This is a genomic window from Streptomyces sp. CB01580 (genome assembly GCF_001905795.1).
In the GTDB taxonomy this organism is placed as follows: Bacteria; Actinomycetota; Actinomycetes; order Streptomycetales; family Streptomycetaceae; genus Streptomyces.
In genome coordinates, this window is the sequence record NZ_LIXJ01000003.1 from 14,937 (window position 1) to 41,835 (window position 26,899).

Consider the following 26,899-nt stretch of genomic DNA (forward strand, 5'->3'; position numbering starts at 1 on the left):
GGTCGGTCTGTGAGCAGCGGCCCACGGAACCCTTCCGGATTCTCAGGCGCTTACCGCCGGGACCTGCTCGCGTGCGCGGCCCTCGCCGCGCTCCGTGTCGTCGCGGCGGAACAGCCGGTCCAGGGACAGTGCCCCGGGGCCGCTGAAGACCAGCAGCAGGAAGACCCAGCAGAAGATGGCCGCGGCCTCGCCGCCGTTCTGTATCGGGAACAGGCCGTCGGCCTGGTGGACCGTGAAGTACGCGTACGCCATGGATCCGGAGGAGACCAGGGCGGCGATCCTGGTGCCCAGGCCGAGGGCCACCAGGCCGCCGCCGACCAGCTGGATGGCCGCCGCGTACCACTTGGGCCAGGTGCCGGCGGCTACGGAGCTGTCGCCGAAGAGGCCGAAGAGCGCGGCCGCGCCGTGACAGGCGAAGAGGAGGCCGACGACGATCCGGAACAGGCCGAGGGCGTACGGATGGGCCTGATTCAGGCGTGTGTGCATGGGGGGCTCCTTCGGTCGGGGTGGGGACGTGAACCGATCGGGCGATCCAGATTAGGGAGACCTCACCAATGCTTGCAAGTTCAACATTATGTCGACTGGCCGAAACTCGATCCACGCCGTCCGGTCGGACTTCGACCGGATGCCGCTTCCATCTGCGCCGCTTCCGGTCGACCGCTTGGCCTGAACCAATGACGGCGCAGCTTTCCGGCCATGTGCGGTATGTGACGTAAGTCGGTCCCCCGGGGCGTGGCGTGCCGGATCCGTGCTGGTCGGTATGGGGGATTTACGCCGTGGCGGCGACTCGGCGACGTCCGGCCAGGGCGCCGTCGTGTCCGGATCCGGTCGAAGCGGGAGCCGGTCCTCGGCCGGAAGCTCCCGGGTCGGCGCTCTCGGGGGTGGGGTCGGCGTCGGGGGAGTGGGGGTCAGGCGTGTGCGGCGGGGCGGCCGGTGAAGGGATGCGTGCTCAGAGGTGTCGCGGGGTGGCACGGGGTGCCTCTGTGGGGGCGTGGGGGCCTTGCCGGTGGGCCGATGCCGGGCGCTCGGCATCCGGCCCGGTCGTCCGGTGGCCGGGGTTCGCCGCCCGATATCCGGCGCCCGTCACGCCTGCCGATGGTCGCCGCGATCGTCGGTGGCGCGGTGTCGCGCCGCGCGCTTCGCTCGGGGGCGCGTGGAGCCGAGTCGTTGAACGGGTGTGCGAACCGCGTTCCGTGGGGGGCTTCGCGCTCGTCCGGCGCGCTTCGTCGCCGACCCGCGCCGGACGGCGCCGGGCCCTGTCTGCGCGGTGGCTCCGCTGATCACCGGCGGTCGTCGTAGTCGACCGAAAACACGCCGGTGTCTTCGGGTGCCTCGGCGCCGCCCGTGTCCCTCGGAGTGTCGGCACCTTCTCGGTGCGTCCGTACAGGGAGGGCCCGAGAGCCGGCCCGGCGTGGGCGTGGTCGATTCACGCGTGATCGATTCACGGGGCGGGGCCGGGGCGCGTGGCCGGTCCGGGGCGAGGGGGTGACGCGGAAGCCCCGCCCGGCTTTGCGCTCGGGCGGGGCAGTTCGTTCGTTCTGTGTCGCGGTCGGCGGTCGTGTCCGGTCCGGTGCCCGTCGGGGTCGGCGGGCCGGAGGTGCTCAGCAGCCGTTCAGGATGCCCTGCAGTGCGCTCTTCTCGGCCGAGTCGACGCTCAGGTCGTAGTAGTGCTTCACGTGCACCCAGGCGCGTGCGTAGGTGCAGCGGTACGAGGTGCTCGGGGGAAGCCAGTTGGCCGGGTCCTTGTCGCCCTTGGCCTGGTTGACGTTGTCCGTGACCGCGATGAGCTGAGGTCGCGTCAAGTCGTTGGCGAATGCCTGTCGTTGAGCCGTTGTCCAGCTGCTGGCACCCGACCGCCACGCTTCGGCGAGCGGCACCATGTGGTCGATGTCCAGATCGGAGGCGGCGGTCCAGGTGGCGCCGTCGTACTCCGAGTACCAGGTGCCGCTGACCGCCGCACAGCTGGAGTCCTGCTGCACGTTCGTGCCGTCGCGCTTCAGTACGACCTCGCGGGTGTTGCAGGTGCCGGACTGTGTGATCCAGTGCGGGAACTTGGACCGGCTGTAGCCGTCCGACGACCCTTCGGCCGCGACGGTGAGCTGACTCAGATACGTACGTGCGGTCGATGCGGAGACCGGGGTGGGCATGGCCGCCTGGGCGGCAGGGGCGTTGAGCAGCCCGGTCGTTGCGGCGAGGGCTGCGGATGCTGCGGCGACGGCGAGGCGACGCGCGTAGACACCTGACATGCGAACTCCCTTGATGTGGGGGGACGTTGGACATGCGACCGGTCGGACCCGGTCATCGTGGCGGCGCCAGGTTTCCGTGGGGTGGGCGCCAGGTAACAGAGTGGCGACATGGGCACGTCACATCAAGGGGTCTGATGAACGGGACTGGAGCGCGGGGGGCGTGCGCACGTGTCTGCGCGGGATCGTGTGCTGACGCCACGACAAGTCGACCGGGAAGGAGAAGGGTTGATGGTCCGGGCGGCCCCGGGGGCGTCGGGCCCGGCCGTTAGGGTTGCGGCGTGCTGACCGCGACCGTGCTCGGCGGGCGGCGGGCGCTGGACGAGTTGACGGCCCGGCGCGGGGAGGTGGAGGCGGGCATGGCGCTCGGGCTCTCCGATCGTGAGGCGAGGCTGGAGATCGCCCGGCCCGCGGCGGCGGACGCGTTGCTCCCAGGGCTGGACCAGACGCGGACCGTCGGGCTCGTCACGCTCCCGGGCGCGTTCGTGGGCATGCTGCTGGGCGGTGCCTCACCGGTTCAGGCGGGTGCCGTGCAACTCCTCGTGCTGGTGGCGCTGATGGCGGTGCAGTCGGTCGCCGTCACGGTCGTACTCGAATTGGTCGCGCGCGGCCGGCTGCACCAGGACTGAGGGCCGTGCGGACAGCGAACAGCGAACAGTGAACGGCGGACGGCGGACGGCGGGCAGCGGGTAGCGGGTAGCGAGTAGTGGGGCAGCGGGCGGCCCCCCTGCGGCCGTGACCGTGGGCGTGGCCGGGCTGCGGGCGGTGGGTACGGGTGGCGGCCGGTGGCGGGCGCGTGCGCATATGCGCCCACAGGCGTACGCACTCCCGCGTGCACGCGGGAGCGGGGCGTTGTGCGGTGGGAGCGCGCGGCGCGTGTCTTCGAAGTGCCGTCGCGTGGCAGGCGGCACTTCGAAGACACGGCCTACGGGCGCGAGGCAGTCAGTTCGCGTCGATGTGCAGTCGGATCGAGCCGTCGGCCGACGCTTCCACCCGCAGCCGCGTCAGGTCCTCGACGTGCGCGTCGGGCGAGAGCGCCGCCGCCCGCGGGCCGATGCCCACGATGCGCATACCCGCTGCCCGGCCGGCCGCGATGCCCGCCTCGGAGTCCTCGAAGACGATGCAGTCCGCCGGGGCGAAGCCCAGTTCGGCCGCGCCCTTGAGGAAGCCCTCGGGGTTCGGCTTGCTGGCTCCGACGCGCTCGGCGGTGACACGGACCGTCGGCATCCGCAGGCCGGAGGCCGCCATCCTCGTACGGGCCAGTGCCTCGTCGGCCGAGGTGACCAGGGCATGCGGAAGCGCGGCGATCGCGTCCATGAAGGCGGGCGCTCCGGCGACCGGGATGACGCCGTCGGTGTCGGCGGTCTCCTCGGCGAGCATCGCCCGGTTGTCCGCGTGGTTCTGTTCCATCGGGCGGTCCGGGAGAAGCACCGCCATGGTGGCGTGGCCCTGCCGTCCGTGAACCACCTTCAGTACGGCCTCCGGGTCGAGACCTTCGCGTGATGCCCAGCGCCGCCAGCAGCGTTCCACGACGGCGTCGGAGTTCACGAGGGTGCCGTCCATGTCCAGGAGCAACGCCTTAAAAACACCTATGGTCTCTGACCTGGGCATGGGGCCATCCTCTACGCGCGGCTTATTTGTTTCGACATGATACAAAGGCAGGGCCCCGCAGGCGCAACCTGCGGGGCCCTGAGTCTCACTGTGCAGGCTGCCCGCCTCCAGGGGCAGGTCTCGGTGCCGCTCCCGTTCGTCGAGGAGTGGGTGTCAGTGTGGGATGCCCTCGATGATGTCGCGGGCGCCCTGGCGCAGCAGCTCGGCGCACACGCGGGAGCCGAGCACCGCCGGGTCGTTCATGGACTCGCCCCAGAAGTGCGCATGTACGAACTTGCTCCCGTCGCGGGAGAACACCATGCCGCGGAGACTCAGTTGCCCATCGGGCTCCGTGATGCAGTGCCCGGCGATCGGCGAATTGCAGTGCCCCCGCAGGCCGTGCAGCATGACCCGCTCGGCGGTGATCTCCGTCATGGTCTTTTCGTGGTTGAGCTGCTGGAGCAGGTAGGCGACCGCGTCATCACTCTCCCGGCATTCGAGGCCGAGCGCACCCGCGCCGACAGCCGGCAGCATCTCGGCGGCCTCGAACACCTGCCGGGTCCGGTGGCTGAGGTCGAGCCGTTCGAGTCCCGCCCACGCGAGAACCATCGCGTCCAGCTTGTGATCCATCGGCTTGCGGCCGTCGAGCTTGTCGATACGTGTGCCGACCAGGCCGCGGACCCTGATCACGTTCAGATCGGGTCGCGTCCGGAGGATCTGTGCCTTGCGGCGTACCGCCGAGGTCGCCACAGAAGCGCCGGGCGGCAGATCGGCGAGCGTCTGCACATCAGACCCCTCGGGGACGACCAGGACGTCGCGAACGTCGTCGCGCGGGAGGTACGCGGCGAAGACCAGACCGCGCGGCATGGGCACGTCGCCGGGAACGTCCTTCATGCAGTGCACGGCCATGTCGACCTGTCCGCGCTGCAACATCTGGTCGATCTCGCGGACGAATAAGCCCTTCCCGCCCAGCTGGGCCAAGTCGCCCTGCCATTTGTCCGCCTCGGTGGTGACCGGAACGACGTCGATATCGAGGTTGGGTTCGATCTTGCGAAGCAGTGCCGACACGTGGTCGACCTGGGCTAGGGCCAGCGGCGAACTGCGGGTACCGATGCGCAGCTTTCGGGCGGGAAAGTCGGTCGTGGTCATAACGTCCCTTCTTTGGATTCACGGTAGACCGCGCTACCGGGGGTCTGGAGTGACCCCACGATGCGCGCGGCTATTGCGGGGTGCAGCAGCGATTCCGCATCGGTGCGGGTGGCCCAGCGCCACGCGTCGAGTTCGTCGCGCTGCAAGGTGATGTGGTCGGCGTCGGCCTGGTGGAGCACGGGACCGGCGAACAGGAACGCCAGCCGGTCGCGGCGGCCGGGGCGCGTGGCTTGCAGCCATTCGACGGCGAACAGGTCGTGTTCCCGTATGTCGAGGTCGAGGCCGAGTTCTTCGCGTCCTTCCCGGCGGGCAGCATCGAGGGGTGATTCGTTCTGCTCGACGATGCCGCCGGGCAACTGCCACGGTCCGCCCTTGACCGGGTGGACGATCAGCAGGTTGTCACCCGGATTGGTGATCAGCACAGAGGCGGTCAGGGGATGACCGGGGGCCGGTGGCGACATTGGCGCATTCCTTTGCGGGCCAAGGCTGAACGAGAGGGTGAATTCCGCATGCTCCCGCCCCTCCCGTGCGGTGGCACCAGCGCGGGAGGGGCGGGTCAGGCCCGCTCCGGCCTGGGGTCCCCACCGGGCTCGGAGCGGGAGTCTTGGATCTCTACGGGGCCTGCGTCACCAGGTCGGCGCAACACGGTCCGGTCCACACCTCGACGTCGAGGACGTGGGCGCCGAGCTGGTCGGGGATGACGCCGACGCGGACCGTGCCGGTGGTGAGGGGCGTCTTGCACCAGATGCAGGCGCGGCCGTTGGCCTGGTCCCACGTCAGCGTTCGCGGGTTGGGCAGCGGGCGCCTGGTCGGCGCGGTCACGGCTGCTCGTCGTACGGGCGGAGACCGCGTTGCTCCCGGCACGGGTTGCACGCGTACAACTGCCGACCCGGGCCAGAGCCCTGTTCGATGATGTCGACCAGGACCGCGGTGCCGGACGGGCCCTTGTGCCAGTGGCACCAGCCAGGGCCGGGCGGCGCGGGCGGACTCGACTGCGCGGTCACTGCTGCCCACCCTTGCACCGGTCGCACTGGCAGGCCGGGAATTCATGCTTCGTAGGCAGTTCCTCGACCGGGGATACCTCGGCCTTCGGGCGGACGACGCGCGTCGTCCGCCCGTGCCGGTCGACCTCGTACACCTTGAGTGTCATTGCCGACATCAGGCCACCACGAGAGCGGGGCCGCTGAGGAGCGAGGTCAGGGTGTCGCGGAGAGCTTCGGCCTCCGACCGAGACAGGACGAGCGGCACTTCGGCCTGCAACTCGTCCAGGTCGTACAGCGCCACCGGAACGCGCACTTCGCCCGTACTCGGATCGCTGTGCGGCATCGCGGCGCGCTGTGGCGAGGCGTGCCAGGACGTGACGGACATGCAGGGGCCTCCTACGTCGACCGGTTGGTGGGCGATCACGGTAGAGGGCCCGCGGAGCAGGTAGGGGGACAGACTGTCCCCCCGTTCCAGGCTGTCCCCCTACCCAGTCGCAATGCCGACGGCGGAAGCCAGGCGGCTGGCCTCTCCTCGAAGGGCCCGCGGGGCCGTACGCCACAAGTCCGATGCGACCGTGCGGGCGGAGGGGGTGAACGCCACAGTCTCGGCTCCGATCTCGTGCGCGATTTTCATGACGTGCAGCGCCGCAGTTCGATCCCCGCGCTGAAGATGGCCGCGGGCAACTTCTACCCAGAGACGGGCGCGGCGCTCGCGGGACGGCATGACGTCCGGGTCGATGTCGTCGGCGGCGCCGAGCGCGCGCCCGGCCTTCCGCAGGTCGACGTCGACGCTGACGGCGTGGAAGTCCACGTTCGCCCGACCGAAGACCGTGCTCGGGTGCACGTACGAGGTGGGCAGCGACTTCGCGACCTGGTCGCCCTTCTCCCAGTATCGCCAGGCGTCGCCCTCCCGCCCCTCGCGCGCGGCCGTCACCGCGGCGTGAAGCTGAAGCGCTCCGTAGATGCCGCGCCAGTCGTCCGGTGCGCCGTCGAGGTGGGGGCGGATCAGGTCGGCGGCCTCGTCGACGACGCGCAACGCTTCCTCCGGGTAGCTGGTTTCCCGGAGGATGTTGCCCATGTTCCAGGCGCTCGCCGCGACGGCTGCGGGCTGATCGGCATCCTGCGCAGCCGACAGCGCGCGGTCGGCGACTACCCACGCCAGCTCGGCCGGGGCGATGTACGCGGTCGCCTGCCCGGTCAGGCGGTAGATGTCGGACAGCGCGACCAGGGCGGCTCTGCGCTCGTCGCCGTCGAGTGTGCGCGCGGCGGCCTCTCCGTCGCGGATCAGCGCCGGAAGCAGCGCTCCGACTTCGGTTCGGTTCCGGGCGGAGGTGTGCCACAGCCGCCACGTCTGATCCGACCGGCCCTGAAGCACAGCTGGAGAGACGGGCCCGGGGGATGGAGTCGCGAGGCTCCGCGTCATGACTGCGGCCCAGATGTCCGGCATGACCGGGTGCGAGAGACGGCCGAGCGGTACCGGCTGCGCAGGGCCAGTATCGGTGCCAGTGATGACGGACAGGTCAGACACCTGAAGCGCGGCAGCCAACTTGAGCAGCAGGGTGTGGCTCCGGAGTTCCCGTTCGCCGGTCTCGATCTTCTTCAGCCAGTCGGGGCCCCGGCCGCACAGCTCCGCCAGGACAGGCCGGGTCATTCCTCGCGACTCGCGCAGGACTCGAATCCGCTCGCCAGTACTCAGATCTGATGCGGGGTGGTTCATAGTGCCCCTCCGTCTGCTGTCGGTCCCGTCAGCGTACGGGCGGGCGGCACATCAAGGGGAGGCCGAGCTGAAGCGGGACGTCCGACACCTGGCCGAGCACGGCGACGGCTGACCCCGGACGCACGAAACCGCCCCTCCCGCAGTGCGGGAGGGGCGAAACCCCGCGGGCGCAGGGACCATCGGCCATGGGTCATGACCTCGGAACACGACGTGGGAACACCCCCACGCGCGGGGACCATGCGGCCTGGCGGTGAGACTCGGCGTCCGCGTGGGGAACACCCCCGCGCGCGGGGACCAAATGTCCGCGACCTTCTGGGCGCCCGCACCGTAGGGAACACCCCCGCGCGCGCGGGGACCATAGTTCCCGACCAGCAGCGATGCGCGTGCGAAGGCCGGGAATTCAGCACTTTCGCTGACCTCGACAATACCGGTACTGCCCGGAGCATGGCGGGAAGCAACGGAACGCCCCCTCCCGCAGCGTGCGGGAGGGGGCGGGGCTACTTCTGGGCGGCCTGCCATAGGGCTACGGCGAGGCTGATCACGCCGACCAGGGCGGCGAGGGAGGGGAGCGGCCAGCGGGCGCGCTCAAGGTCGGTGAGACGCTGGTCGTTGCGCTTCTGACGTTCGGTCTCGCCCCGGTCGAGTGTGTCGAGGCGGGCGTCGTGCGTGTCGAGCCGGGCGGCCTGGTCGTCGAGGCGCCGGTCGGTCTGGTCGTGGCGCTGCGCAAGCAGGTTCAGCGACCCGTTGACCGTGGCGAACCCCTCGGCGACCGTGCCGCGCAGCTCCGCGAGGGCGACCGCGACGGCCGGGTCCGCCGGGGTCGACGGGATCGGGTCGGGGCTCACTCTGCCCCCCCGTCGGGGTCGTCGGCCAGGCCGAGGCCGAGGCGGTCGAGCAACTGCTCGACTGCGGGGTGCGCCATGACGCGGGCTACGACGCCAGCCACTGCGGCGGCCGAGGCCGCGGCGGCGACCAGCCACGGCGCGGCCACGGCCAGGGCGTCGGAGTCGGCGACGACCGCGGCCAGGACGGGCAGAACCGCGGCGACCGCGGCGAGGGTCTGTATCCCGGTGCGGACGGCGCGCTTGGTGTGGGGCTTCATCGGGCTCACTTCTTCCCGCCGTAGGCGATGGTGTGGAGGGCGGCCCACCCGCGGGGGCCTATCGCGGGGTCGTAGTGCACGCCCCGGGCCCGGTAGACGGGGTGCGCCTGGTGGAAGCGGGCGACCGCGGCCTGTGTCGCGGGCCCGTACGTGTCCGCCTCCGGGATGCCCGCGGCCATGTACCCGGCGGCCTTGAGCGCGCGCTGGAGCCCGCGTGCCGAGGGGGTGCGGCGGCCCGGTGCGAGGCCGGCCGGAAAGGCGGGCGCCACGTACGGCTTCGGCTTCGGCGCGGTCGGCTTCGTCGGGGTCGGGGCGGGCCTCGTCGGCGCGGGCTCGTCCTCGTCGTTCGGGTTCCAGTTCGCCGGGTGCTTCAGCCGCTCGCCCACGTCGGCGCGCAGCTGGGCCATGGAGAAGCCGCGGGGATCGATCTTGTCGGCGCTCCACTCCAGGTGGCCGATCACCGACTTGGCGGTCCAGCCGTGCGCCCGGCACAGGGCGGCCTGTACGCGCACGATCGCGTCGTACTGCGCGGCGGGCCACGGGTCCTTGCCGTCGCCCAGGTTCTCGCACTCCCAGCCGTAGAAGCGGGCGTTGCCGTCGGACCCGTTCGCGTTGCCCTTCGTGGGCGGGGCCGGACGGCTGCCGTACGACTCGGCGACCACCTGGTCCAGGACGCGTGCGTCGCCGCCCCCGGCGTGGTTGGTGCGGCCCCAGCCGACCATGTGGACCCGGCCGTCCTTCGCGATCATTCCGTGGCAGAGCGGGCCCGGTAGAGAGGCGTACCCGGTCCGGCACATGGCCACGGTGGACGCGGTGCCCTTGGTGACCGTGTGGTGCACGATCGATCCATTGACCGGACCCCATGGGCCCTTCGAGTTGCGGCTGTGTGTCCGCCAGTTGCCGACCTCGACGACACGGACGCCCTCGGCGCGCAGCGCGGTGAGGATGGCGGCAGCGGACAGGGGTGTTGCCATGGGTATCTCCAGACATGAAAAGGGCCCCGGCCGGGCGGCGCGGGGCGAACGGGTGGGGCGGGGTCAGGCCGGCATCCGGGCCACCCAATGCACCGGGATGTTGGCCCAGGTGTCGGGGCCCTCCGCCGTGTCCGTGAGCAAAATGAAAAGGGTGAACCCTGTTGCGCTGACGTTGATGGGCCGGGCCTCGAACCGGCCGGTGCTCCCCGCGCCGGCTGCGATCTCCGCGTTCATGATCGGGGCGACCGGGAAGGGCACCGGGAAGGTCACCGGCTGTGTGTAGCTGGTCAGGTTCGTGAAGCTGACGTTCACGATGCCTGCTTGGTAGTCCTTGGCGTTGAGGCGCCCGGCGGTGATGCGCATGCCGGGCTGCCACAGGGTGGCCGGAACGGCCATGGGGGTGCCTCCTACAGGGCGACGATGGTGGGGGTGGCGAGCCGGACATCCGTTCCGGCCGGATGAGGTTTGCGGATGCCGTTGACGGCGCGGGTGACGGTGAACACCTGCGGGGACGTGGCTCCGGCGATGCTGTGCACGGTGACGACTTCGCCGCCGAACTGCACGTCGAACGGGAACTCCGCGCCGTCGGTCGTCCACACCCGTCCAACGGTGGTGGCCACTGACAGCGTCGTGTCCGTCGCCGACACCGCGGCGGCCAGGCCGGACCCGTCGGTGTCCGCCCGCCCGAGGTCGGGGTCGCCCACCACCCCGACCCGGTACGGACCGGCCGGAGTGCAGGACAGATTCACCTCCCACGCGCGGGGGCGCGGCTGGTGCTGGATCTGCCGTACCAGGAGATCAAGCGGGCCCGGACCGGTGAAGTGCGGGGGATTCACGATCCGTACGAGGTCGCCCGGCCGCAGTCCGAGCACGGCCGGGATCAGGCCGGGGCGGCGATGCAGCAGCACCCGGACCGTGGGGTACCGGGCCTCATCCCACGTGCCCAGGTGCGCCCACCACGCGGCGATGGGCTGCGCCTGGTCGTCGCTGCCGAGCGACAACGTCATCGCTTCCTCGTACACCCCGACTCCGCCCTCTTCGGGCGGGCGGACGGACAGGGGCCCGTCCTCGATGACCGCGCGGCCGGCCGACCCGCCGGACCTGGTCACGGTCACGTCGTTGCGCACGGTGGCGTCGTCGTCGACCGGTTCCAGCGGCGGAGCCACGGCCCCGGCCGCGTAGTCGAGGACCAGGGCCGGGGCCTGGTTGTAGAGGGTGGCCCGGTCCCGGTAGACCAACCCCAGCTGGTCCATGCGCTCGTATAGGACTCCGCCGTCAGACTCGGCGCACTCGGCGACCAGGTCCATCAGCTCGTCTTGCCCTTGCGGCCCCATCGCCTCAGACCCGACCGTCGTATCACCGGTCCACGTGACCAGCCGCAAAGTGGGCTCCTCTGCGGCGAGCCTGCGGAGCCGGTCGAGTGTCGACTCGCGGGCGTAGCCACGGTCCGCACCGGCCGCGGTGTTGGTGCCCGGCTGCCGGTCGGCGGTGCTGGGCGTGGTGTACACGCTCAGGTGGCCAACGGCCATGCCCTGTGTGGCGCTTCCCCACGTGCCGGTCACGGCAGCGGCCTGCCCCATCGTGGCCGTGACAGTGGTGTAGACGTACCACCAGACCCCGGTTGAGATGTTCCGCCAGGCACACATCACCCACGTCTGACCACCCCCCGCGTCCCCTACATAGATCACCAACCGGTTCCAGATCCCTGAAAAGTCGGCGATGGCGGCGGGGACGGTCAGCGTCGCAAACGCCAAGGTCCCGCCGTCGGCGTCCCGCGCCTCGATCCGGATCCCCGCAGTGCTCGCGAAGGCGTGCGCGGTACGGATCGCCGACCCGCCCACTGTGACGCGCAGGATCTCGGTCTGAATTGTGGGCATCTCCGGTAGGCGGTAGGCAATTTCGACCTGCCAGCCCTGCACGCTGGTCCGGGGGACCGTCGCGGTCAGGGAGGCCACCGCCCCCAGCGTCGGCAGCGGCGCCGACCCTCCGAGCGACGAATCCGACGCCAGCTCCAGGCCCGCGACCTTCAGCGGCGGGACACCGTCCAGCGGCGAGTAGAGCTGTGTTGCGCCCGCGCCGTCCTCCATCGGCCAGTACGCCAGCAGCCCCGGGCTGCTGGGGATCCGCCGACGCAGCGTGGATTGCAGCGGGCGGCGCCCCTGGCCGAGACGGCGCAGGATGCCCGCGGCCTGCACCGGCACCCACGCGTCGTGCCCGCCGGGCGACCACCGAGGCGGCCACTCCGACACCTCGCCCGCGAACAGGCCATCGCGGTCGTCTACCTGGGCGGTGGGGCCCAGCGCCCACGAGCGGCCCGCAGCGTCTGTGAACCCGGCCGCGCCCGGGGCGAGGGCCCGGAAGTCGGGGGCGGCCACGAGCGTGCCATCGATGCCGCTGCGCACCTCGGCGCGGTGGACCCGCCCGGCGATGCCGGAGGAGTTGAGCACGGCCGGAGAAGCAATGTCCAGCGGAGACGGTGAGGCGTGGATGGCCGTGCCGTACTCCGTCGTCGACGCAGACTCCATGACACGCCAGGGGCCCTCGATCGTGGCGGCCCAGTACAGGGATGCGGTGAGGGTGCCGCCGCTGTACGCGATGGTCCCGCGTACAGCGGCGCGCGGCGGGAGAGCGGGCAGAGCCCCCCTGATGTAGTAGCTATCGGACCCAGTCACCGACCACCACAGGTAGAGCACCTGGTCAGTGATTGCCATCCGGTAGGAGCGCTGTCCCGCGGCCGAGACCCACTTGCCGATGAGCTGCCGGTCACCGGGCGCCAGCCAATCCGTGGTGGCCTCGACCCGGATGTCGAGGTCCCCCGTGATGTCGAGCGGAGCGGCGGCCGGGGTGCGGGCGTACGCGCCCGGCGTGCCGTCCAGTTCGAGGTACGACTCGGGCCCCGGCACCGTGATCCGGACCGGGGTGTTGCGTCCCAGCAGCCCGTAGAACGGGCTGAGCGGGTTACGCGGGCTGTACCGGCCGCCCTCGTTGTTGAGGAGGAGCGAGCAGGACGCAGGATCGGGCTGCGCCCCCTCGCTCGCCGTGCCGTGCGTGATGCTGATCGGCTCCCTGGTGTACACGTCCTTCGTGATGTCCGTCCACGTGCCGCCGAGCAGCAGTTCGGCCCGCAGACCAAGCGGCGATTCTGGGAACGCCACGGGGCCACCTCCTTACTTCTTCTTGCCCGCGAGTACGAGCTGAACGTCGCCGCCCCGCACGCGGATTGCGTGCCGCAGCTCCTCAAGCAGTGCGTCATCGCGCCGCGCCCCGGACGACCGGATCTCAATCACCGTCGGGCCGGCCGAACCACCGGCCCCGGCCCCGGGCGCCGCCATCGACCCCGACGGGATCGGCACGGCGGACGGGTCCACGAGCGCGGACATCGACGCGTCGACCGCGCCGCGCCCGCCATCGATGCCCTGCACGAGACCCTGCGGGATGTACTGGCCGATCCCAGCCATCACCCGCGACGGCGAATGGATGCCCAACGCCTGTTTGATGGCCTTCTGCATCCCCTTCGCGATCGTCAGCATCTGCTTTTCGATCGCCTTCTGTTGAGACTGGAGGCCCTTCACGAGCCCCTGCGCGGCCTGAATGCCGCTGCCGTACATGGCGTCCCCGGCGGTCTTCCCGGCAGCGTCCGCGGCCTTGACGAGCGCCGCTTGCTGGCTGTTGATCTGCCGGATCTGCTGCGTCGACGCGTTCGCGAGGACCGCGGCCGACGCCGCGCCCTGATCGACCCCGGCCGATGCGATCTGCGCGATCAGGTCGCTGCGCACGCCCTTCTTCCGCAGCTGCGCAAGCTGCTGCGCGAATCGCTGCGCCTGGTCGACCCGTGCCGCCAGGGTGTTGATGATCGTGTCCGCCGTAGCGGGCCCGTCCATCGACGTGATCGACCCAGCGTCGAGCACGCCCTTACGCACGTCCGCGACGAGCTTGTCCCGGGCGGCGACCGTGTCGGCGACCTTCTTCTGAGCCGCCTTGAGCTGAGAAGCGACCTTCGCTTCCTGATTGGCCAGCTTCACCAGCTGCTTACTGCCGCTGCTGGCCTTCCCGAGCAGCTGAGCCCGCTTCTTGCCGGGCGCCAGGCTGCTACGTACGATGCCAGCCACCTTGTCGGCGGCGGCCTTGACCTGCTTGGCCGACCCGGTGAGGCCGACGGCCAAGCCCTTCGCGATCCAATTACCCTGAGCAGCCGTCACCTTCGACGGCGAGTGAATGCCCAAGGCTTTCGCGATCGGCCCCGGTATCGCGGACCGGGCAAAGCTCATGACCTGACCCTTGAGCCATCCGCCCATGCCCTGAATTCCCTGCCACAGGCCACGCACGACATCCTGACCCTTGCCGTACAGCAGCGACCCGAGGTTCCCGACCGCCGCGGAGATCCGGCTCGGGATGCCGCGCACCCACGCCACCGCGTCGGCCACACGAGCAGCCGCAGCAGCCTGGAACCGCGACCATCCCTCGCGGGCCGACGTCGCCAGGCGGGAACCCAGCCCCGATAGCGCGGCGGCGGCCCGGCTTGGCAGCCCCTGCACTGTGGTAATGAAGCTGGTCCACGTGCGAGACACCGGACCGGATACGTAATTGGTCCACAGACCGGAGAACCATCCTCCTATCGCCGACCCGAGCGAGGACATCACCCCGCCCGCTGCTGCTGCCTTTTGTGAAATCCATGTACCGAAAGACAGCCACCACTCGGTCAACTTTTCGTTGGTCTTGGCAATGAGTTCTTTCGTGAAATTCGTGGTGATGATGGCCGCCGATGTCACGAGTGCCCCGGAGATCAGCCCCGGAAGGGTGATGACTCCTGCTGTGATCGCTGCGGCGATGGCCGAGACTTTAAAAACCTTGTCGGGGTTCTCCGCAATGTACGCGGCGGCCTTCTGCCCGGCCTGCTGAAGCCAGTCGATCATTTTCGGGCCAAGCTCCATCAGCTTTTCGCCGATCCGCTGAGTCAGCAGTTCCACGAATTTTGCGGCCTGATCGACCTTTGAGTCCGTGCCCTTCCCGGCCTCCTCCCACAGGTTCTTGAGGTGCTTGGTCACGTAGGCTTTCAGGCCGGTCAGTGCCGGAATGACCTTGGTGCCTAGGAAATCGACGATGTTCTGCTGCAAACCGCGCTTGAATGCCTCTACGCGGGTCGCCGCGTTGTCGCGCAGCGAATCACCCATTTCATTGGCCGCGCCGCCGACTTCCCCGAGAGCGTCAACCGCGCTTTTCGGGTCCAGGGCCAGCAATGCCTTTTGCATGTCCTCGCTCTTGGTCCCGAAAAGCTCGACAGCAGCAGCGTCACGCTGCACGGGGTCTTCCATCTCGCGCAGTGCGTCGAGGGTCATTTGAAGGGCCTTAGTGGCCTGCGGTCCACCCTCTGAAATCATTTTCACCATCTTGTTGGCATCCAGGCCGACAGCCCGGAATCCGCCGACGATCTTGTCAGATCCGGAAACCGCCTCGATAGTGAATTCCTTCAACGCGTCCGCGACCACGTCAGTATCACGCGCGCCCGCTTTCAGGCCCTGAGACATAAGGCCCGTCGCGGTCTTCACGTTCAGGCCGAGACGCTGAAAGATCACAGAATACTCATTGAAAGTGTCCGCGATATCGTCGGCCCTCGGGCCCATTTCCTGAAGGCCCTTAGTGATTACATCAAGAGCGATTTTCGCGTTCTTGGCAAGGCCGGTCTTCATGACCTGACCGACCGCATTCGCGGTCTGCCCCAAATCCAGCTCAAACGTACTCGCGAGATCCGTGACATTCGTCGATATCTCGCGAATCTGAGCATTCGTCGCGCCGGTCGGCAGCAGTCCCGCGCGCATCGTCGCACTGATCGCGTCCGCAGCGCCCTGGAAATCCTCCGTGACCGCGTCCGCGTACATCCGCCCGGCGATCCGGCCGTACCGCTGCGCCACGGCCGGAGTCGCGCCGAGCTGCGCTTGAAGCCGCCCGGTGATCTTGCCCTGTTCGAGCGCCGTGCCGATCCCCTGCATCAGAACCGCGCCAGCCGCGATCCCGGCCGCCGCCGCGGCCAGCTTGACCTTGCCGAACGCGTTCTCGGCGACCTGGCGGAGACGGCCGGCCCCGGTCTCCCCACCGTCAGCCAGCCCGTCACCCACAGCAGCGCCCGCGCGGCGCCCGGCCGCACGGGCATCGCCGTCCATACCCCTCACGCCGTACCGCACCCCGTCGGCCAGATCCTCACCGGCTCGACGTCCGGACGTGCGGGCCGCGGTCTCGACCTCGCCGAGCCCGGCCTGTACCCCGGTGGCGAGCGCATCCCCCGCCTGACGGCCAGCTGACCGGGCCGCGGTCTCGACTTCGCCGAGCCCATCAGCCGCGCCATCGGCGGTGGCGTCGCCGAGAGCCTGCCCGGCCGCCGTACCAGCCCGCCCGGCCGCGGTCGTGATCCGGCGACCGGCCGTCCGCATCTCGCCCTCAGCCCGGGTCAGTGCGGGCCGGACCGCACGGTCGTCGATCGTGATGTACCCGGTGAGTTCACCGATGGTCAGCGCCATCACCGGCCCCCCTTCTGCCCGCCGTCGGGCGGTGGTGCGAAGTGCCGGTAGACGCGGCATTCAGTGCTCAACAGGCCGGTGATACGAGCGCGGAGCCACCGCCACGACCGGTCGCGGAGGACTCCGGAGTCGGCGTCGATGCCGTACACCTGGTGCAAGTCGGCTTCGATCAGCGCCCATTGCTCAAGCAGTGCATCCCACGTCAGGGCTGGGGCTGCGCCTTGCGGCTGCGCGGCGAGGCCGCCCTCGTACCACTCGTAGAGGCCGGTTTCCGGGTCGTACTCGCCGCACCCTTTGCCGAGGAGGCGCGCGACGCCGACCGCCTCGCCGCCCGATTCGCTTTTCCCGGGCCGGTGCCCGTCTGCCAGTAGCTCTCGGCGGTCTCACGGTCGGCGGTGATCCACATCATCGCGGTCAAGGCGACGTGCTTGAAGCGGCCCCACGACAGATCGGCGCGCAGCTGGTCGTACGCGTCGCCGAGACATATCCGGTAGAGGTCGAGCTCCTGCTCGTCGTCGAGCTGCTGCGTGTCGACCCCGGAGCCGCCCGCGACCAGGCGCGCGGCCAAGGTCGTGATCCGCTCGATCCGGATGCCGTCCTCGGCCGGCGGGTCCTCGATCCGGTAGACGCGCTCCACACCGTCCCGGCCGGTCACGGGGAGTTCGAGGTAGTCGTCGAGGAAGGCGTCGAGCGCCCCGAACCCCATCAGGAACCGTCCTCGGTCGCCTCTTCGGCCTTCGGGTTGGGAATCGGGAGGAGCGGGCCGTCCCCGGTGAGCGTGACCTCGACCTGGTCCAGGGCGGTGTACTCGCCGCCGGACGGGGCCCACGTCACGATGGCGTACCCCTCGTACGCCTCCGGCAGGCCGTTGCGGTCGTAGTACCGGACGTGCACGCGGGACGCCGATCCGTACGAGTACGCGGCGAGGCGCAGCGCCTCGTGCACGGCGTTGTAGGTCTTCGCCGTGTCGTTGATCTTCCGGTTGATCGTCATGGACAGTTCCCACGACTGGCCGGTCTTGGTGTTCCCGGCCCAGCCGTCGGAGTCGTAATCGCTGCTGTCCTCGATGTTGGGCTCGGCGGCCGGGGTCAGGGAGGTGATGCCGGGGCAGAGGTCCCAGCTCGGCGTTCCGGCGGTGCCGGTGTCGAGCTCCACGCGCCACCTGCGGGCGAGCGCGGTCACTGCCGGATCGACAGGGGTACTCATCAGGGGGTCTCCTACTCGTAGGCGTTGGGGGTGGCCCGGGTCGTCCGGGCGTAGTAGTTGGCGGACATCTCCATCCGCCCGTTGGCATCGAGGCCGATCTGTGCCTCGGACTGGCGCCACATCAGCGCGACCGGCACACCCCGGAGACAGGTGTTCTCGCGGCCGTGCAGGAGATCGCACACGGCATCGGCCAGGGCGTAGACCTCGCGCGGGTCCCGCCCGGCCCGCATCCGCACCTGTACAGCGGTGATCGCATCGGTGCCGCCTGTGTCCTCGACCGGGTACGGGGTCAGGCAGATCACCGCGTCCGGCGCCGCGGGCATGAAGCCGATCACGACCGCCGTGCCCTTCGTCGGGTACGGCTCATCCGGCGGCCCGTACGTACCGAGCCCCTGTGCGTTGAGGAGTTCGGCCAGGCCCTCGACAAGGTCGGTGGTGTAGCTCATCGCAGCGCCCGCCGAAGCTGCGCCGCGACGATCCGGGCGACCGCCGCGGCCTCCTCGTTCATCGGTCGTTCCAAGTACTTGGCCGTGCGCCCGGCGTCGTGCTGGTAGTCCATTTCCTCGTGCTGCCGTACCGCGTAAGGGGTGTCGTACGCGACGGCGGCCGTGAGCTGCTGCTCGTCCACCGTCGCCGTGCCGGACCGCTCCAAGGTGCCCTCCTCGATCGGCACCCGGGCCCGGGACGCCTGGAGGACGTGTTCGGAGCTGAGATGGAGTCCCTGTACGGCGCCCGCGCGCGCGGCGGCGGCGACGGCTGCTCCGTTCCATGTGAGGCGTGCGCGCTGCGTCACTCGCAAAACACCTCCGTCGACTGCGGTACCGGGAGGCCCGGCGCGGTGTGCGCGGAAACGTGCAGCGCGGTCGTGATCCGGCCAGACGGCAGGGTGATACGGGACTGCGGCGGGCAGTCGAGATCCGGGGCGGCGATGACCTGTGCGGTCGAGGTGACCTCGGCCCCGGTCCGGTCCCGCACCGTCCGGACGGTCTCAGAGACCAGAGCGGCCGTGGGCGGGCCCGGTGGCCAGTAGACCGGCCCGACCGGCCCGTCCCCGCGGTACCGCTGGATGGTGATGCGGTGCGGCATCAGCCACGAGGGGGCCCTCACCAGATCACCCCCGGCAGTAGTCCAGCCCGTGCCAGGGTGCGCAGTGCGCGCGGCCCGATGTCGACCGCGGACCCGACCGGGCCCCCGCGACGACCGGACATGGACACCGGGCCGATGCTGACGCTGTCCCACTGGCCGGCCGCCCCGGTGTCGTCCCCGCCCTGCGCGGCCACATACTCGACCTGCGCGCACGTGGCGTCGGCGAGGGCCTGGACGACGACCGGATCGGTCGGCATGCCCGCGTCGTCGGTGTCGTAGATCGCGGCCGTGAGTGCATCCTCGACGTCCTCGGATGCGCGGGCGAGCAGCCGCTCGGCATCGGGCGGCGCGGGCTGGCCGGTCCACGCCGACAGCTGCTCCGGAGTGGCGTAGACGCGGCCCACGTCGCCTACTCCTTCGGTGTCTCGGTGGTCTTCCGGCGCGGCTTGGTCTCCTCGACCTCGTAGCCGTGCCGTCGGGCGTACGCGATGACGGCCGGGTCATCTGTCTCGGCCCGCCCGTTCACGAAGGCGGTGCCGCCCGGCCCGGGGCCGGTGAAGCCCTCAACGGGGGTGTGCAGGATGGCCATCAGGGTGCCCCTTCCAGTGCGGTGATCCGCGAGGCCAGTTCGGCAAGGATTCCTTGCACCGTGGTAGCGGTGCCGGGCCCGATCGCCGTAGCGGTGACCTGTGTTGCGGTGTGGACGTGATTGCCCGCGGCGGCGGTCGCCGCGGTGGTGCCGACCGCGAGCGATGACGTGCCCGCGCCGATCGCGGTCCGGGCGGCGGCAGCGTCCGCGGCGGTGAGTACGGAGCGGCCGACCGCCGAGGCGTCCGACACCTGCGCGGCCGTGTGCGTGTGTGTGGCGGGCGGGTAGGTGGTGGGCTTGCCGGTGATCTGCTCCCACGTGACCGGCTGCGCTTCACCGCCCGCCAGTTCGGCCAGTACCTCGCTGAGCGGGCGGCGTGTGCCGTTGGTGTCGACGGTGACGGCGGGGGCGGCGAGCGCGTCGCGGTGCTCGCCGCCCGGGGTGTCGATCATCAGCGGACCTTGATGTTGCGGAAGACACTCGCCGCCTTCGTCGACTTGAGCGCGACCGCGACCGGGCCCATCTCGACCTCACCCGTCTTGACGGCACCCGACGACGTGAAGTCCGGAAGCCACGTCGAGACCAGCTGTCCGCCGACGGTGGAGACGCCGTGGAAGCCGTCGAGGGCGGCACGGTAGGCGTACAGGTCGGTGAGACCTGTTGCCGCGGTGCCGCCGACGGTGCGGTCCTCGATCGGGATGATCGGGTCGTTGCTGCCCGCCTTGTCGCCCGGGTCGGCGAAGATGATGTTGCCGTAGGTCTCGCGGACGATCGGCCGGCCGCCCGGCCCCATGAGCCCGTCGACCGGGGTCTGTGCGTACATGCCCGCGCGCCGGGCGGCGGCACGGACTCGGGCAAGGGTGGACTTGTTGCCGAGGATGACGGTCGGGGTGCCGTCGAGCAGCGACAGCCACTCGTCGATGGCGTCGAGTGCCTTGTGTTCGGCGCGGCCTCCGGGGGTGCCGTCGAAGTCGGACCAGTCCGTCACGGTGTCGGCGCGGAATTCGGTGTCCGAGCCGGTGAGTGCCTTGTCGAGCCCGTCGAATCCGTCAGCGGTCACGGCCGTGTCGCCGTTGATGACGGCGTCCTGGAACATGGTCCGCGCGGCCTTGATCTTCTGCGTCATGTTCAGGGTGACGGCGCCGGACGCGGTGGGGCCCAGCTTCGCAATCACACGGTCGATCTGGAAGCTTCCGCCGAGGACGGTGAGATCGACGGTGTACCGCTGCGTCTCCACGTTGCTCGGCGCGTACTCGGAGTTGAGCGGACGGAACGCTGCGGTCGGCTGGGTGACCAGTCGCCGGTAGCCGTAGGTGAGGGTCGCCCCGCCTCCAGCCGGGTTGACCACGTCGTCCCAGGTCAGCGAGTCGAGGATCGCGGATTCCTTGCGGAACTCGTCGATCACCATCACGTCGATGTCGTCCTGAACGTTGTTCTTCGCCTCAGCGAGGGTCACGGGCATGGGTGCTACTCCTGTGGGTTATCCGCCCAGGCGGGCGGCGATGGCGTCGTGAAGGGTGGCGGGCTTCTTCTCGGCGGGGCCGCTGCCGCCGAAGTCGGCGCCCCCCTTGGCCGGTCCGGTCGGGCCGGTGCGGTACAGGCCCGGGTCGGTGTCGACCTCGGCCTTGATGGCGGCCTTGAGCTTCGTGGTGAAGTCGTCGGCGGCGGGGTCGAGGTCGGCCAGTCGCTCGGCGAACGCACGGCTGTTGAGCAGCCGGGTGGCGTTGGCTCCCTCGGTCTGCGCGGCCTTGTACGCGGCCAACTCGATTGCGTTCGCGCGCGCCTTGGCCTGCTCGGCGGCAAGCTGCTGCGTGAGCTGCGCCGGATCCGGGGCGGCGGCGTCGTCCTTGATCAGGCCGAGCGCCTTACCGATGTCCTGCGCCAGGCTGGCGCGGGCGGCATCGGCGGCCTGCTGCTTGGCGGTCACGCGGGTCTTCCCCGCCTCGGCGCGGGCCGCGGACAGCTCGGCCGTGAGTCGGGCGATCATCGCCGCCGGGTCCTCGCCGCTGGTACCGGCCTGCGCCTTCGCCGGGTCCTGCCCGCCGTCGCCCTGGCCTCCGGTGCCGCCCTGCGTTTCGGTGCCGTCTCCGGTGTTGCCCTGCCCGCCGTCGCCTCCGGTCCCGCCCTCTCCGGTGCCGTCGCCCCCGGCGATGGCGTAGATCGGGCGGCCGTCGCGGCGGTAGCCAAGCACGGTACCGGCGGCATGGGTGGCGAGCGGGTGACGGAAAGCGCGGATCTTCATCAGTGCACTCCTGGTGCGGGTTGGGCCCGCGCCTGGCGGGCCGTGGGCATGCGAAAGGGGCCCGCTCCTGGCGGGCCCCGGGGTGGTGCTGGTCTGCTGCGCCTACTCGGCGCGGGTGGTGATCGGGCGGGCGCGGGCGTAGCCGCGGATCCATGCCGACCGGAGCAGGGACGTGCGCGGGTACGGGCATGCGGTCGGCGGGTCGCCGCGGCGCCCGGCCTCGGTTCCTTCGTTTACGGCCCGTGTGATGTCCTCGCGCGTTCCCACTGCGTCACCTCTTGTTCTGGTGGTCCGACTCGTTCTTGCGGGCCTTGGCTGCGGCGGCCGACGGCTGCCCGGTGGCCTTCTCGATGAACTCAGCCTGCGTCAGGCGGCCGTTCACACGCCACCACTCGCGCAGCTCGTCGGACGCGCGGGCGTGCGCGATGTGGGCGGGGCCGCTGAACAGCGACATGGGGTCGATGCCGTCGGCCTGCGCCTTCTTGTTGAGTAGGTGTCCGCGGCACGCGTCCTCGGCGTCGAGGTACTGCCGATAGACGTACTCGGCGTACATCTCGCGCGCCGTAGCGCGGGTCACACGCTCGACCGGCTCGGCGCCGGTCTTCTTCTCGGCGGCGCGTACGGCGGCGGCCAACTCCTCGGCAAACTTGGCGTCGTTGGCGAGCGCTCCCCACTCCTCTGGGACGGGCATCGGGTCCGTGGCCACGTCGAGGGCTGCCCGGTCGGCGAGCAGATCCTCGACCGCATTCCCGGTCGCGGCCGGGGCCGGCGGAGGATCGGGCGGATACCGGCGGTCCAGCTCGGCAGCGATCCGGGCCCGGTCGCGGTCGTCGAGCGACGTAGCACGCATCGCTGCGCCCATCTCCTCGTCGCTCATCTCGCGCATGGTGCCGGTGTCGCCTGACCGGACGCGCGCGGCCTGCACGTACGGTGCGGGCGGCGCCGTGCTCGGCGTCGGCAGGTTCGACGCTCCGGGCTGCTCGCGGGCGCGGAGACGACGCAGGTCGGGGTGCGCAGCAAGGTGGTCGCGCATGGCGCCCTGCCACTGCCTCACCTTGGCGTTCGCGGCCCGCTGCGCCTCGGGCGTCGTTGCGGCGGCGGCGCGGTTCTTCCAACGTCTGATGTGCCGCTCGATGGCCCGTTGCCGTTGCCCGGCCTCGTACCCCTCGGGGTCGCTTCCGCCGTGCTCGGGCGGGCGCGTGATGCCCGGCGTGTAAGCGGCCACGGAGTGCCGACAGTTCGGGTGTTGCAGACCCGCCCGGCGCGCCTCGTCGAGGGACCCAGCGACCCGCACTGAGACCATGCGGTCGTCGTCGGTGGCGTGCTCAACCTCGACCGTGCGGGCCCCGTCCGGGCCACTGATCGTGAGCACCTTGGACTCCCACGGGCGGCACTTCGGGCACTCGCGCGGGGCGTTGCTGACGATGACCAGCTCAACCCCGGCAGTCTCCAGCGTCCGTGTGTGCGCCTCGGTCGCGGCACGGGCCACGCCGGTCCTTACCGCCATCTCCGCGTACGCGGGGAGCGACCAGCGGCGACCGGACCGGTCGACAAAGGACGTGATGCCCTCGTCCGCCAACTTCTGCATGGCGGCCTGCGTGGCCTCGCGGCGGGTGCTGGTGCCGAGGAGGGGCAGCGCGGCCACCTGCGCCACGACCGCCCGGAAGCGGTCAACGGTCGTACGCAGGATGCTGCGGTGCGTCGCGGTGACGCGGTCGACGGTCTGCTCGGCGAGCCGGTCGACGGCCTGCGCCTGCGGGGTGATGTCGTCGACCCGGCGTGCGTCGTTCGACAGCGCGCCCAGCTCGGCGACCCCCGCGCGGTGACCGACGTTGTACGCCTCGGCCGTCACCTCGAACACCTCAAGGCTCACGGCCTGGTCGAGCTGGTCGACGACAGCCTGTGAAGCACGGCGCAGCGCGCTGATCGCGGACAGCTTCCGCTCGGCCCACTGCGGGGAGTCGTACCCGTCCGCGAGCTGCCGGGCGATGATGCGGAGGAGGCGCGCCTCGGCGTCCGCGTAGAGGTCCCGCGTACCGGCCGCCAGATTCTCGATCATGCCGGGGTGGATCGGCACGCGGGTCACCTCCTACATGGGGTAGGTCTCGCCGGGGTCGATGGCGGCGGCGCCGGTCTCGGCGAGGATCGCGGCGACCTCGGCGTCTACCGCTGTGTCGTCCAGGTCCGGTGACCGGTACTTGACCTTCGTCCTGGTGCTGACGGCCCCGGCCCGCGACAGCAGCTCCAGCGTGGCCGCCTTGGACTGCTCGGACTCGGCAGCGTCGAGCCGAAACTCGACCGTCGGCCGCTCCGGGCTGATCCGGGCCCCGAACTGAGCGACCGCGAGCAGCTGATACGCGAGCAGGAAGTCAGCCAGGCCGCTGCGCCAGTGGCCGGCCTTCTTCTTCGTCGTCACCGTGGATCGGGCGTCGCGTGAGTCGACCTCGGTCGCAGTGATCGCCTCGCCTCCGCCCTCAAGTCCGAAGCTCTGCGCGGAGTATCCGGCGGATTCGATGGCCTTGCGGGTCAGTGCCTCGGCGGTGCGCTGGTGCTCCTGGACCCTGATGTCGAACTGGGACAAGGTGATCCCCTGCCCCTCGTTGGGCGGCACGTTCAGGCCGCTGTATACCTCGCGGTCGTCGTCGAACGCCGCGCCCGCGCCGGGGCCCAGGTTGGTGAGGTACCCGTCGGGCACCACCAGGCGGGCTCGGGCCAACCGGATGTCCCGCATCCACGACGACCATGTGTCGTCGAGTGCGGCGAACTGGTCGTAGATCGGGGCCGCGTAGTCGCTGCGGCCGTACGGGCTCGACCGGTGCAGCCGGTTGGGCGTCATGTTCGGCACGTAGACGGCGGTGAGCATCGGAATGCCGGTCTCGACCGACACTCCGTCCTCGCCGAGCGAGGCGACCAGGGCAGCCGTGTCGGTGTGCTCGGTGAGCGGCACGGCCCGGCCGAGGTTGTCGGGGGTGCCCTCGTACAACGCATGCTCGATGCGGCCCGGCTCGTGGCGCTCCAGATGCCGGTAGACGGTCTGCGTGTCGCCGCCCTCCAGCTCCCGCCAGAACGTCACGGCCCGCAAGATCCCGAACGCGTATTCGGGGATCGCGTTGTCCGGCTGCACGGTCGTCGGGATCGGCCGGTCCGGCACGACATCCCGGTCCCACGTCAGCCGCAGGAAGATCCCGGACATGGCCGACGCCTGCTCGGCAGCACCGAGCAGCAGCGGGTGCAGGCCCGCCGTATCGATCAGGTCGGCGAGGTAGGCGGTCGTGGCGTCGTCCGGGGTGGTGATGGCCGGCATCTCCGCGAACAGCAAATCGGAGGCCACGGTGGCGATGTCACCCGGGAGCGGCACATGCAACCGGCGCTCCCGCTTCCGCGGGTAGTCGGCAGGCTGCCGCCCCCACCGCGTGCGGCGTCCGCTGCGGCTGTCCTGGTCGGCGCGGCGCGGCGTGTGCTCCCGCCGGTCGGCGACGCGCGCGAGGCGGTCGGGGTCGCCCTCGTACCACATGGCGTCATAGGCCATCTCGCGGTACACCTCGGCCATCTGCGGCGGCGGCCACGGTGTCCCCTGTGCGGGCATGCTCATGCTGCGGTCGCCTCCTCGGTGGTAGGCAGGGTGAGTAGGTGGCGCCACTCGTGCGCCGTGGAGTGCACGGCATAGCGCAAGGCGTCTACGGAGTGGTCGTTGAGCTTGACGGGCTTGTCCTCGCCCTTCTCGGCGGCCTTCTCGTCCCACACGTATCCGGGTAGTTCGTCGAGCAGGCCGGTGCATGAGCGGTGGATGCGGAGTCGGTCTGCGGCAAGGGCGGACGCCACGGATCGGATGCCGTCGGAGACTGCGTTGTCGGCGCGGGCGATCCCCGGGTATCCGTCGCTCCACAGCTGGGTGATGAGCGATGCGGCGGCCGGGTCAATGAACGTCCACTCCGGCCGGACGCCCTGCTCGGCGACCCATTCGCGGATGGCGGCGGAGTACTGCGCATCGGTCATCTGCCGTTGCGCCTGGCGGGAGTCGTGCCGCCACTCGGCGCACGCGTAGAGCCGGTCATCGACGCCGAGGCCGAGCAGGATCACGGACGTGGCGTTGACCGTGCCGTAGTCCATGCCGATCCAGTACCGGCGCATCTCCGGAAGCTCGTCGACGACGTGCTGTGCTTCGTCGTACGCCTCGTAGATGGCACCCTCGGCCATGACCCACAGGCCCTGGACGTTTCTCTTGTAGAACAGACCCCGGTACGACGCCTTGGCGCGCGCCTTGTACGCGTCGGACAGCCCCGGATTGTCGTCCATGACGAAGTGCCACGACCTGAGCCGCGTCTCGCGCGGCCTGAGGAGATATTCCTTGCGCGCCCAGTGGTTCGGGTTGTCCGGGTTGGTCGTGGCGTAGATCTTGCTGCCCTCGACCGAGCATCGGGCGTTGAGCTGGTCGTAGAAGCTCTTGGGCAGGGTGGTCAGCTCGTCGACGTACGCGCCCGCGCATGTCAAGCCTCTGACCTTCGGTTCGGCCTGGGCGTCGTTGGCGCCCAACGTGTGCACGGTCCTGCCGAGCACGTTCGCGGTGGGGGCGCCATTGGTGTAGGTGATGTCGCGGGCGAGCGGCCCGAAGATCGTCGGATCGGTCAAGGGACCGAACACGTTCCTCGCGAGGGAATCGCGGGTCCTGCCGACCATGACCAACTCGCCGCCCTCGGGCCGGTCGGCCACGAAGCCGAGCCAGCACAGCAGGGAAGCGATCGTCTTCCCGGAGCGAACCGAGCCCTCCCAGATGTTCTGAAAGGCGCGCGCCTCCATGATGCTGTCGATCTGCTTCGGGGAGAGCGCGAGGTTACTCCGCATCGGCGTCGTCCTCGGCGGCCTGGTCCTCGGGCACGAAATCGGGCGGCGGCCCGCCGTGACGCTCGGCGTAGTCGCGGGCCAGACCGGCCATCAGGTCGCCGATCACGCTGCGCCCTTGCTCGCCCGGGTCGGTCTTTGGAGGAACCAGCTTCAGGGAGCGGTCGAGGGCGGCCCCGGCGGTCGCCATCATGGTTCGGCGGTCGGCCGGCGTCGGCTCGGGCTGCATTCGCTCGGCGTACGTGTGCATGGACCCGCCCCACTCGAAATAGAGCTGTGGTTGGGTCATGCGGCCGATTTCGCGCTCGGCGACGTCGTGCAGGGTGGCGGCCATCTCGGTACGGCGGGCGTCAAGGTCGGCCTTGCGCACGGCGGTGGCGGTGGCGACCTCGGCGGCGCGGTCGAAGGTGAGCCCCTGGGCGGTGGCGATCTTCGACACGGTCGAGGGGGAGCGCTTCAGTGCGCGGGCGATCTCGTTGCGGGACTTGCCTGCGGCGTGCAGCTCGCGCACCTTGCGGCGGTCCTTGTCGTCGATGGGGCGGGCGGCCATGGCTCACCCCCTCGGCGCCTGGGCATGCGGAAGCGCCCCGTCACGGCGAGAGGGTGACGGGGCGCGGAGTGGTGGGTTGTTTCCGGGCACGCCGGAGACGCCCCGATTAGATCACGG

General features: G+C 70.5%; 31 protein-coding genes and 1 pseudogene. 1 reads left to right on the forward strand and 31 read right to left on the reverse strand.

Translation table 11 applies throughout. The features are described 5' to 3' along the window. Positions 1-42: 42 nt before the first annotated feature. Positions 43-486, reverse strand: a complete 444-nt coding sequence (locus AMK22_RS05080) for a DoxX family protein (RefSeq protein ID WP_073782038.1) — start codon at positions 484-486, stop codon at positions 43-45. Positions 487-1,601: 1,115 nt separating this feature from the next. Then, complete coding sequence (locus AMK22_RS05085; protein ID WP_073782039.1) at positions 1,602-2,246, reverse strand: HNH endonuclease family protein; 645 nt, start codon at positions 2,244-2,246, stop codon at positions 1,602-1,604. A gap of 275 nt (positions 2,247-2,521) precedes the next feature. Between AMK22_RS05085 and AMK22_RS05090 the strand changes: the two are divergent. Next, positions 2,522-2,872, forward strand: a pseudogene (locus AMK22_RS05090) (ABC transporter permease); the annotation flags it as partial. Positions 2,873-3,185: 313 nt separating this feature from the next. On the opposite strand, the gene AMK22_RS05095 reads toward AMK22_RS05090, so the two are convergent. The 29 genes from AMK22_RS05095 to AMK22_RS05230 form a co-directional block, all read right to left on the reverse strand. Further along, positions 3,186-3,854 (reverse strand): HAD-IA family hydrolase, encoded by a 669-nt coding sequence (locus tag AMK22_RS05095; protein ID WP_073782040.1) that lies wholly within the window; start codon positions 3,852-3,854, stop codon positions 3,186-3,188. A 153-nt stretch (positions 3,855-4,007) separates the two neighbouring features. Next, positions 4,008-4,982, reverse strand: a complete 975-nt coding sequence (gene hemC, locus AMK22_RS05100) for a hydroxymethylbilane synthase (protein ID WP_073782041.1) — start codon at positions 4,980-4,982, stop codon at positions 4,008-4,010. Further along, positions 4,979-5,443, reverse strand: coding sequence for an NUDIX domain-containing protein (locus tag AMK22_RS05105; RefSeq protein WP_073782042.1), 465 nt, complete (start codon positions 5,441-5,443; stop codon positions 4,979-4,981). Before AMK22_RS05105 ends, hemC begins: the two co-directional genes overlap by 4 nt. 151 nt (positions 5,444-5,594) lie before the next feature. Then, on the reverse strand, positions 5,595-5,804 hold the full coding sequence (locus tag AMK22_RS05110; RefSeq protein WP_073782043.1) for a hypothetical protein: 210 nt from the start codon (positions 5,802-5,804) through the stop codon (positions 5,595-5,597). Further along, entirely contained in the window at positions 5,801-5,986 is a 186-nt protein-coding gene (locus tag AMK22_RS05115; protein ID WP_073782044.1) for a hypothetical protein, read from the reverse strand. The genes AMK22_RS05110 and AMK22_RS05115 overlap by 4 nt, the downstream gene beginning before the upstream one ends. Beyond that, a complete protein-coding gene (locus tag AMK22_RS39400) occupies positions 5,983-6,141 on the reverse strand; it encodes a hypothetical protein (RefSeq protein WP_158072023.1) in 159 nt (52 codons plus the stop codon). The genes AMK22_RS05115 and AMK22_RS39400 overlap by 4 nt, the downstream gene beginning before the upstream one ends. After that, positions 6,141-6,350: a hypothetical protein gene (locus AMK22_RS05120; protein WP_073782045.1), complete on the reverse strand. Its 210-nt coding sequence runs from the start codon at positions 6,348-6,350 to the stop codon at positions 6,141-6,143. Before AMK22_RS05120 ends, AMK22_RS39400 begins: the two co-directional genes overlap by 1 nt. A 99-nt stretch (positions 6,351-6,449) precedes the next feature. Further along, positions 6,450-7,682: a helix-turn-helix domain-containing protein gene (locus AMK22_RS05125; RefSeq protein ID WP_073782046.1), complete on the reverse strand. Its 1,233-nt coding sequence runs from the start codon at positions 7,680-7,682 to the stop codon at positions 6,450-6,452. A 497-nt stretch (positions 7,683-8,179) separates the two neighbouring features. Further along, positions 8,180-8,527, reverse strand: a complete 348-nt coding sequence (locus AMK22_RS05130; RefSeq protein WP_242433845.1) for a hypothetical protein — start codon at positions 8,525-8,527, stop codon at positions 8,180-8,182. After that, positions 8,524-8,784 (reverse strand): hypothetical protein, encoded by a 261-nt coding sequence (locus AMK22_RS05135; protein WP_073782047.1) that lies wholly within the window; start codon positions 8,782-8,784, stop codon positions 8,524-8,526. The genes AMK22_RS05130 and AMK22_RS05135 overlap by 4 nt, the downstream gene beginning before the upstream one ends. 5 nt (positions 8,785-8,789) lie before the next feature. After that, positions 8,790-9,758, reverse strand: a complete 969-nt coding sequence (locus AMK22_RS05140) for a peptidoglycan recognition protein family protein (protein ID WP_073782048.1) — start codon at positions 9,756-9,758, stop codon at positions 8,790-8,792. A 63-nt stretch (positions 9,759-9,821) separates the two neighbouring features. Then, complete coding sequence (locus AMK22_RS05145; RefSeq protein ID WP_073782049.1) at positions 9,822-10,154, reverse strand: H-type lectin domain-containing protein; 333 nt, start codon at positions 10,152-10,154, stop codon at positions 9,822-9,824. 11 nt (positions 10,155-10,165) lie between these two features. Then, on the reverse strand, positions 10,166-12,913 hold the full coding sequence (locus tag AMK22_RS05150; RefSeq protein ID WP_073782050.1) for a hypothetical protein: 2,748 nt from the start codon (positions 12,911-12,913) through the stop codon (positions 10,166-10,168). Positions 12,914-12,925: 12 nt separating this feature from the next. After that, a complete protein-coding gene (locus tag AMK22_RS05155) occupies positions 12,926-16,270 on the reverse strand; it encodes a phage tail tape measure protein (protein ID WP_242433846.1) in 3,345 nt (1,114 codons plus the stop codon). Positions 16,271-16,472: 202 nt separating this feature from the next. After that, positions 16,473-16,976 carry a DUF7426 family protein gene (locus AMK22_RS05165; protein WP_073782053.1) on the reverse strand — a complete coding sequence of 168 codons (504 nt, stop codon included), beginning with the start codon at positions 16,974-16,976 and terminating at the stop codon, positions 16,473-16,475. After that, complete coding sequence (locus tag AMK22_RS05170) at positions 16,976-17,476, reverse strand: phage tail tube protein (protein WP_073782054.1); 501 nt, start codon at positions 17,474-17,476, stop codon at positions 16,976-16,978. Before AMK22_RS05170 ends, AMK22_RS05165 begins: the two co-directional genes overlap by 1 nt. A gap of 11 nt (positions 17,477-17,487) precedes the next feature. After that, positions 17,488-17,922 carry a minor capsid protein gene (locus tag AMK22_RS05175; RefSeq protein ID WP_073782055.1) on the reverse strand — a complete coding sequence of 145 codons (435 nt, stop codon included), beginning with the start codon at positions 17,920-17,922 and terminating at the stop codon, positions 17,488-17,490. Further along, the gene (locus tag AMK22_RS05180) at positions 17,919-18,269 is read right to left on the reverse strand and encodes a minor capsid protein (protein WP_073782056.1); all 351 of its coding nucleotides are present in this window, start codon (positions 18,267-18,269) and stop codon (positions 17,919-17,921) included. Before AMK22_RS05180 ends, AMK22_RS05175 begins: the two co-directional genes overlap by 4 nt. Beyond that, on the reverse strand, positions 18,266-18,583 hold the full coding sequence (locus tag AMK22_RS05185) for a hypothetical protein (protein ID WP_073782057.1): 318 nt from the start codon (positions 18,581-18,583) through the stop codon (positions 18,266-18,268). The genes AMK22_RS05180 and AMK22_RS05185 overlap by 4 nt, the downstream gene beginning before the upstream one ends. Further along, a complete protein-coding gene (locus AMK22_RS05190) occupies positions 18,580-18,966 on the reverse strand; it encodes a hypothetical protein (protein ID WP_073782058.1) in 387 nt (128 codons plus the stop codon). Before AMK22_RS05190 ends, AMK22_RS05185 begins: the two co-directional genes overlap by 4 nt. 5 nt (positions 18,967-18,971) lie before the next feature. Continuing rightward, the gene (locus AMK22_RS05195) at positions 18,972-19,151 is read right to left on the reverse strand and encodes a hypothetical protein (RefSeq protein ID WP_073782059.1); all 180 of its coding nucleotides are present in this window, start codon (positions 19,149-19,151) and stop codon (positions 18,972-18,974) included. Next, positions 19,151-19,603, reverse strand: a complete 453-nt coding sequence (locus AMK22_RS05200; RefSeq protein WP_107430477.1) for a hypothetical protein — start codon at positions 19,601-19,603, stop codon at positions 19,151-19,153. The genes AMK22_RS05195 and AMK22_RS05200 overlap by 1 nt, the downstream gene beginning before the upstream one ends. Then, positions 19,603-20,613, reverse strand: a complete 1,011-nt coding sequence (locus tag AMK22_RS05205; protein ID WP_073782060.1) for a major capsid protein — start codon at positions 20,611-20,613, stop codon at positions 19,603-19,605. Before AMK22_RS05205 ends, AMK22_RS05200 begins: the two co-directional genes overlap by 1 nt. Positions 20,614-20,631: 18 nt before the next feature. Then, on the reverse strand, positions 20,632-21,393 hold the full coding sequence (locus AMK22_RS05210) for a hypothetical protein (protein WP_073782061.1): 762 nt from the start codon (positions 21,391-21,393) through the stop codon (positions 20,632-20,634). Positions 21,394-21,495: 102 nt separating this feature from the next. Next, positions 21,496-21,660, reverse strand: coding sequence for an Rmf/CrpP fold protein (locus tag AMK22_RS41985; protein WP_338014134.1), 165 nt, complete (start codon positions 21,658-21,660; stop codon positions 21,496-21,498). Between the two features lie 4 nt (positions 21,661-21,664). After that, the gene (locus AMK22_RS05215) at positions 21,665-23,470 is read right to left on the reverse strand and encodes a phage minor capsid protein (RefSeq protein WP_079185932.1); all 1,806 of its coding nucleotides are present in this window, start codon (positions 23,468-23,470) and stop codon (positions 21,665-21,667) included. Between the two features lie 12 nt (positions 23,471-23,482). Beyond that, a complete protein-coding gene (locus AMK22_RS05220; RefSeq protein WP_073782062.1) occupies positions 23,483-24,985 on the reverse strand; it encodes a phage portal protein in 1,503 nt (500 codons plus the stop codon). After that, the gene (locus AMK22_RS05225) at positions 24,982-26,235 is read right to left on the reverse strand and encodes a PBSX family phage terminase large subunit (protein WP_073782063.1); all 1,254 of its coding nucleotides are present in this window, start codon (positions 26,233-26,235) and stop codon (positions 24,982-24,984) included. Before AMK22_RS05225 ends, AMK22_RS05220 begins: the two co-directional genes overlap by 4 nt. Next, entirely contained in the window at positions 26,225-26,782 is a 558-nt protein-coding gene (locus AMK22_RS05230; protein ID WP_073782064.1) for a helix-turn-helix domain-containing protein, read from the reverse strand. Before AMK22_RS05230 ends, AMK22_RS05225 begins: the two co-directional genes overlap by 11 nt. Between the last annotated feature and the right edge of the window lie 117 nt (positions 26,783-26,899).

Excerpts from the sequence above, each read along its gene's own strand:
- AMK22_RS05080 (WP_073782038.1), bottom strand. The coding sequence starts at position 486 with ATGCACACACGCCTGAATCAGGCCCATCCGTACGCCCTCGGCCTGTTC.
- AMK22_RS05085 (WP_073782039.1), bottom strand. The coding sequence starts at position 2,246 with ATGTCAGGTGTCTACGCGCGTCGCCTCGCCGTCGCCGCAGCATCCGCA.
- AMK22_RS05095 (WP_073782040.1), bottom strand. The coding sequence starts at position 3,854 with ATGCCCAGGTCAGAGACCATAGGTGTTTTTAAGGCGTTGCTCCTGGAC.
- hemC (WP_073782041.1), bottom strand. The coding sequence starts at position 4,982 with ATGACCACGACCGACTTTCCCGCCCGAAAGCTGCGCATCGGTACCCGC.
- AMK22_RS05105 (WP_073782042.1), bottom strand. The coding sequence starts at position 5,443 with ATGTCGCCACCGGCCCCCGGTCATCCCCTGACCGCCTCTGTGCTGATC.
- AMK22_RS39400 (WP_158072023.1), bottom strand. The coding sequence starts at position 6,141 with ATGTCGGCAATGACACTCAAGGTGTACGAGGTCGACCGGCACGGGCGG.
- AMK22_RS05120 (WP_073782045.1), bottom strand. The coding sequence starts at position 6,350 with ATGTCCGTCACGTCCTGGCACGCCTCGCCACAGCGCGCCGCGATGCCG.
- AMK22_RS05125 (WP_073782046.1), bottom strand. The coding sequence starts at position 7,682 with ATGAACCACCCCGCATCAGATCTGAGTACTGGCGAGCGGATTCGAGTC.
- AMK22_RS05135 (WP_073782047.1), bottom strand. The coding sequence starts at position 8,784 with ATGAAGCCCCACACCAAGCGCGCCGTCCGCACCGGGATACAGACCCTC.
- AMK22_RS05140 (WP_073782048.1), bottom strand. The coding sequence starts at position 9,758 with ATGGCAACACCCCTGTCCGCTGCCGCCATCCTCACCGCGCTGCGCGCC.
- AMK22_RS05145 (WP_073782049.1), bottom strand. The coding sequence starts at position 10,154 with ATGGCCGTTCCGGCCACCCTGTGGCAGCCCGGCATGCGCATCACCGCC.
- AMK22_RS05155 (WP_242433846.1), bottom strand. The coding sequence starts at position 16,270 with ATGGCGCTGACCATCGGTGAACTCACCGGGTACATCACGATCGACGAC.
- AMK22_RS05165 (WP_073782053.1), bottom strand. The coding sequence starts at position 16,976 with ATGGGGTTCGGGGCGCTCGACGCCTTCCTCGACGACTACCTCGAACTC.
- AMK22_RS05170 (WP_073782054.1), bottom strand. The coding sequence starts at position 17,476 with ATGAGTACCCCTGTCGATCCGGCAGTGACCGCGCTCGCCCGCAGGTGG.
- AMK22_RS05175 (WP_073782055.1), bottom strand. The coding sequence starts at position 17,922 with ATGAGCTACACCACCGACCTTGTCGAGGGCCTGGCCGAACTCCTCAAC.
- AMK22_RS05195 (WP_073782059.1), bottom strand. The coding sequence starts at position 19,151 with ATGGCCATCCTGCACACCCCCGTTGAGGGCTTCACCGGCCCCGGGCCG.
- AMK22_RS05200 (WP_107430477.1), bottom strand. The coding sequence starts at position 19,603 with ATGATCGACACCCCGGGCGGCGAGCACCGCGACGCGCTCGCCGCCCCC.
- AMK22_RS05205 (WP_073782060.1), bottom strand. The coding sequence starts at position 20,613 with ATGCCCGTGACCCTCGCTGAGGCGAAGAACAACGTTCAGGACGACATC.
- AMK22_RS05210 (WP_073782061.1), bottom strand. The coding sequence starts at position 21,393 with ATGAAGATCCGCGCTTTCCGTCACCCGCTCGCCACCCATGCCGCCGGT.
- AMK22_RS05220 (WP_073782062.1), bottom strand. The coding sequence starts at position 24,985 with ATGAGCATGCCCGCACAGGGGACACCGTGGCCGCCGCCGCAGATGGCC.
- AMK22_RS05225 (WP_073782063.1), bottom strand. The coding sequence starts at position 26,235 with ATGCGGAGTAACCTCGCGCTCTCCCCGAAGCAGATCGACAGCATCATG.
- AMK22_RS05230 (WP_073782064.1), bottom strand. The coding sequence starts at position 26,782 with ATGGCCGCCCGCCCCATCGACGACAAGGACCGCCGCAAGGTGCGCGAG.